Annotated in this window: 3 protein-coding genes and 1 rRNA gene; all 4 read right to left on the bottom strand. The window is 44.9% G+C overall.

What is annotated here, in order from left to right; genetic code table 11:
* Nucleotides 1–51 precede the first annotated feature (51 nt).
* Complete coding sequence (locus MKY98_RS11730; protein ID WP_069012585.1) at nucleotides 52–1,917, bottom strand: ABC transporter ATP-binding protein; 1,866 nt, start codon at nucleotides 1,915–1,917, stop codon at nucleotides 52–54.
* Nucleotides 1,892–3,787 carry an ABC transporter ATP-binding protein gene (locus MKY98_RS11725; RefSeq protein ID WP_081317618.1) on the bottom strand — a complete coding sequence of 632 codons (1,896 nt, stop codon included), beginning with the start codon at nucleotides 3,785–3,787 and terminating at the stop codon, nucleotides 1,892–1,894. Before MKY98_RS11725 ends, MKY98_RS11730 begins: the two co-directional genes overlap by 26 nt.
* A gap of 215 nt (nucleotides 3,788–4,002) precedes the next feature.
* Nucleotides 4,003–4,827 (bottom strand): thioesterase II family protein, encoded by an 825-nt coding sequence (locus tag MKY98_RS11720; RefSeq protein ID WP_029517088.1) that lies wholly within the window; start codon nucleotides 4,825–4,827, stop codon nucleotides 4,003–4,005.
* Nucleotides 4,828–5,790: 963 nt separating this feature from the next.
* Nucleotides 5,791–5,907 (bottom strand): 5S ribosomal RNA (gene rrf / locus MKY98_RS11715).
* Nucleotides 5,908–5,928 lie beyond the last annotated feature (21 nt).

Below are 5,928 nucleotides of genomic sequence, written 5' to 3'. Positions count from 1 at the left end.
CCGTCTCTCTCCTCACAAAATAGATATTTGGTAAAAAGGAAATTCGCATATTCATGCGGTTTGTTCCTCGGGATGCTTTCGAAATTGAAGCTCATACAGCTCTGCATAATGGCCGCCCTCGGCAAGGAGCTGATCATGGGTACCTTGCTCTTTCAGTTCGCCATCGGCAAGGACACAGATCGTATCCGCCCGTTCAATCGTAGACAATCGATGGGCAATAACTAATGTCGTACGATCCTTCATCAACTCATTTAAGCCCTGCTGGACTTCATATTCCGATTCTGCATCCAAAGCCGAGGTCGCTTCATCCAATAGCAAAATCGGTGCATTTTTGAGCAAAGCACGGGCAATTGCAATCCGCTGTCTTTGACCGCCGGACAAATTGGCTCCGCGTTCACCGACAATCGTGTCGTACCCCTCTGGCAACTCGGCTATGAAGCCGCTGGCATAGGCTGTTTTGGCTGCAGCCTCCACTTCCTCATCCGTGGCAGTCGGTGAGCCAAAACGGATATTATCCGCTACTGTACCGTGGAACAGCGTAGCCTCCTGTGGTACATAGGCCATCAAATCCCTGACCTCATCCAACGGAAATTCTTCTGCCAAACGACCACGAACCCGCAGCACACCTTCATCCGGTGGGTAAAATCCCAGCAACAACTTCATGACTGTGCTTTTGCCACCACCACTCGGACCGACAAGTGCAGTGACCTGCCCTTCCGGCACGACCAAGTTTAACCTTTGCAGCGTTGGATGGTCAGGCTGATAGCCAAAGGTGATGTCGTGCAGCTCCAGCGCAGCCGGAGTCTGTTCAATGGCGTGGTCTGAACCTAAGGTTTCAACATCGCCATAGAATTCCCCAGATTCACGGGCTGATAAAGCTGCCGTCTCGGGATCGCTAAGCCTAGTCAGCGGTCCCTTCTTTTTAGCCGCGGGGAACTGTTCCTCTTCCTTCGACTCATCCAGAATTTCGCGGATACGCGCCAAGCCTGCCAAGGAGTTTTGTAACAGTGTTACAGCCGCCCCTAGCTCCAAAAATACCGTTGAAATACCGGTTTGCAGTTGTACAATCTGTCCCAATACTCCCAGTTCCATTTGCTTCTGCGATACCAGAATCAATCCGGCGACAAGCACACCGCCCAGCGTAATGAACTCTATGACAAAATTGCACATATCCTGCAAGCCCATATGACGTCCCTGCCGGATGCTGATGCGATTGATGTCCTCGCTTGCATCGTTACATAGTCCACCTACCTTCGTCCTCAACCCAAACAACTTCACCGTCTGCAAACCGGAAAGCAAATCACTCAATCGTTCCGTGAACCTGCTCATCCGTCCCTGTAACTCTTCACTCGTCTTTCGCATTTTCTTCGCGAAATGAGCATTTATCCAGGCTGAAGCCAGCCCAAGTACAACCGCCATAATCCCAAATCGCCAATCCAAAGCCATCAAAATGACCAACGAGCCCAAGAAAAGCGAAATTTCCAGTATAATCGAGCGAATATGAACGGTGTAAGCCTGCTCTAGCGCCTGTACATCGTTCGTCATACGGGATACAAGATCACCCGAATGGTGTTTTTCGGCTTTTTCGTACGATAGCTTGACAATGTGGCCAAATAGTTTCATTCGTACATCAGCAATCGCCAGCTTTACACACCGTTTATACATATAGCTGCACAGGGGGGAGATAAGACTTAATGCCAAAAATGTACCACTGACCAAATAGACCGCTCGGTATAGCTCCTGTACATTGCCATTAACCGCGAAATTCAGCAAATAATGCACCACAAAAGAAAGTAAAATCGTGATGCTGGCATTGGTCAGACTATTGCCAACCAGCCCGGTAAAATACCATTTTTGGTGCGGCTTCATCAGGGACATCAACTGCTTAAATTCATAAAACCCCTGCTTGAAGGTCACGACGCTCACCCCTTTCCTCAGGCAACGAATTACCGTTTTCCGCCGTATGCTGTTCTTCTTCAAAATTTTTCAAATACAGCTTTCGGTACACACCATCACGACCCAGTAATTCCTCATGAGAACCCGATTCCACAATGCTCCCCTGATCGAGTACAATAATGCGGTTCGCCTGACGTACGGTTGACAGTCGATGAGCAATGACCAGTACCGTCCGGTTTTGCATTACCGCATTCATCGCATTCTGCACCTGAGCCTCCGACTGACTATCGAGTGCTGAAGTCGGCTCGTCCAATAGAAGTAGCGGAGCATTTTTCAATAATGCTCTTGCTATGGAAATACGCTGTTTTTGACCGCCAGACAATCCGCCTCCCCGCTCGCTCAACAGGGTTTCATAGCCCTCGGGAAGTTGAACAATAAAATCATGCGCATGTGCCGCTTTCGCCGCCTCGACAATTTCTTCTCGAGTCGCCTCCAAACGTCCATATCCGATATTTTCTGCAATGGTGGCCGGAAAAAGCGACGGCTCCTGAGATACCATCGAAATATGACTGCGCAGGCTTGTTAAATTCCAATCTGTCAAACTCTTTCCAAATAGTTGAATGGTTCCAGCATGCTCTCCAGGTTCATTAAATCCGCAAAGCAGCTTGAAAATCGTGCTTTTACCCCCACCGCTGGCACCGACAATCGCGACCATATCCCCTTGCCCTGCCTGGAAGCTGATATCCTTCAGCACTGTGTTCCCTTCATCGTAGCCAAAGGTCAAATGCTCAAAGCTGACTACAGCAACACTATCAACGTCATCATCACTTTCTGCTCCGCCTTCACTCATTCGGTTGGCTTCCCCATCTGCATCGTCTTTCAAATGAGGCGCCCTATTCTCTCGCTTCTGATCTACCAAGGTCATTTCGCCGTCCTGACGTTCATTCTGCCAATCCAGCACCTCAAACAAATGCTTTGCGGCTCCACCCGCTTCCTTCATTTGCGAAATGATCGTCGGCAGCATGGCAATCGGCTGCAATATGAACGAAATCAGGTATAAAAAAAGTACAATGCCTCCAGCATTCAACTCTCCATGTTGTATCAGGTATCCTCCGTATACAATGACCAAAATAATCGGTGTTGCTAGCATCATCACACCTACCGGAGTAATGGCTGCATAGCGCTTTTCTAGCCGTAAGCCGCGCTTGACGACCTCCTCCATAATCACCATATACTTCTTCAACAGCACAGCTTGCATATTGAATGCCTTGACGATAGGGATTCCTCCGATTGCATCTTGCCCCACAGCGTTCAAATGAGCAATTTTCTCCTGAAGATCCGCGGAGTATTTTTCAATTGGCTTGCTCATTAGTGATGTTATGATCATTCCTATTGGCATGAGCGCAAGACTTGCCAATATCAGTTTCCAGCTTGTCAGTAAAAGCAATATGAGTGATGCCGTAAACACGAGCGGTAAATAGAACAGATTGGCAAACTGCTGGATAAAAAAGTTCTGTAATACTGCCGTATTATTGGTTAGACGGGATACCAAATCTCCGGTAAATTTCCTTTCCACGCTGGAAACCGGTAAATCGCAAAACTTATGTACGAGATCGCCTCTCAAGTCGCGCAGAGCACTAACACTAAATCGCGCTGAAGCGTACCTCATCACAAACTTACAGGGCATTCCAATTAGCGTCATACCAACAACCAGATAGATCATGTTCTGGGTAGAGGAGAATGTCCCCTGTGCCATTTGCTCAATGGCCTTACCCAAAATAATGTCAATAGCTGCCAAACACAAGGAGGTGATCACCGTTATGAAAACCCATAGATTATACGGCCTTACATAACGTGCGAGTCTCCGAAAAGCAGAATTTAATCGAAACAAGGGCATCCCTCTTTTCGCTGCCCACACTTTTTCAGTGCGAACTTTTTATATTGGCTGTGGACGTCGTTGAGATAAACTCTGGGTTTGGATGCATGAGTATCCGTACAGAATAAAATGCGATTTTGAACTATGCTGGAATTTGCATCTTGGTGTGGGTTGGTTGTTGATTGTTGCTGAGATGGTAATAACGAAGTGTATCGTGATGTGTGGGACATTTAACTCTGTCTGAATCGTGGTTGTAGGGTGCTTGTGTTGTAAGCTGTATGAGCTCCCGCCGCGTGGGCCATCGGCGAGGATGTAGAAAGAATGTTCTCGACTGTGCTCATAACCTCTTGTTCTTGTTCATGGATGAAAAAGTGATTACCTTCGAACATTCGAACATCCATAGGTGATGTCGTATGCTGTTGCCAGGCATGCAGTGAATCTGTGCTAACCTCAAAATCCTTCATTCCGCCTAAAACAGTCATCGGACATATCAATGGATTTCCCGGCTGATAAACATAAGTTTCACATACCTTAAAATCTGCACGCAGACGAGGCATAATAATTTGCATCAATTCTGCATTTTGCAGCACCTCTTCAGGTGTTCCCTGCATCAAACGAAGCTCTTCGGTGAAAGAATCGTCTGCTAAATCATGGAGTCGTTTTTTGGAATATGGAATATGTGGTGCGGATTTACCGGATATGATGATATGCTCAGGTAGCTTTCCAGTTTTGCTGTACAATTGCCGTGCTGTTTCAAATGCAATCAGTGCCCCCATACTGTGTCCAAAAAAAGCGAACGGCTTATGTATGTATGGAGCCATAGCTGGAACCAACGATTGAACGATGTCTTGAAGAGTATCCATTGGAGCTTCTGTTGAGCGGCTTTCACGTCCTGGAAGTTGTATAGGCAACACGGTAATGTCAGGCGCAAACCTGGACTTCCAAGAGTTAAATATATAAGCACCACCACCGGCGTAGGGAAAGCAAAATAGTTGGAGCTTCGTAGTCGGTTGGACCTCTGTTTTCGCGAACCAAGATTGTGATCGAGTTGTCATAAGAATTCCTCCATCCTCTATGCAGTTCATAATTTTACAGTAAATCCTTATATCTCTTTTTTTCTTCCAACACTTTCTAACTGTTTTTAAATATACAAACTTTAAAACCACTTGGCATGGGACAAAAGGGCTAAATTGATAGAGCTCATAAAAATAAAATAAAATCCATATTATGTTATTTGTTTCCAAACTTCAAAAGCAACAATTTCACTTTTTGTATGAGTTATCTGTCAATCATGATCTGTTAATTTAGTTTAAAACAAGATTTCAGGTTTTCACGAATTTTGTAAAACTGAACTCATTTTGATTTACATTGAGGTCCCAACCCCTTATCCTACAACAATTTTATCTTTACTTGCCATTAACATAAATGTAACAAATTCAACCTGATATCATCCGACAAATTCCGACTTTTTCCGCAGCTCTCTTCAATCACCTAAATATTGGATTGGATTTGTATCAAGCTCACATAAGACAAAATTAATAACTCTTTATTTTTGTAATAAATATTGTTATTCCATAGTCATAAAGGACCATTTTTTTCATATTTTTTTCTGACTCTTCGTCTAAAAAATCCAGTTCGAATTGAATTTTTCTCTCCTAAATCTATGAATTTTCTTTTCAAACTCTAATAAAAACGTTTCTATCTCGCTTCAAAAGTACCTATTCTCTAGAAATTTATAGCCTTACTTTTAATCTTTCACCCTCTCAAAAAACAGTAGCGGCAAACAGCAAGGCTCCCCGTTGTTGGAGACTTGCTGCTTTATAAATTTCATTATGTTTGACTTCACTATCGGTCGATATGCAGAGTGTTGTAAGCTTTATTGTAGTTATCCCCCAATCTTATTAATTTAGTGGAATGGAGTATATGTATGGGTTCATGTATATATAATTTCCAAAATGCGAAAGCCTTATGGTATACAAAAAGAGCACAGCCCATTAAGGCTGTGCTCTTTTTATCGTGCTTGGCGACGTCCTATTCTCCCAGGACCCTGCGGTCCAAGTACCATCGGCGCTGGAGGGCTTAACGGTCGTGTTCGGGATGGGTACGTGTGGAACCCCTCCGCTATCGCCACCAAACATGAATTTGCTATGCAAATT

Origin of the sequence: Paenibacillus sp. FSL M8-0228 (genome assembly GCF_038007385.1) — a bacterium.
GTDB classification, from domain to species: domain Bacteria; phylum Bacillota; class Bacilli; order Paenibacillales; family Paenibacillaceae; genus Paenibacillus; species Paenibacillus polymyxa_D.
The sequence above is the reverse complement of the archived record's forward strand: the minus strand, read 5'-3'. Positions and strand labels throughout refer to the sequence as shown.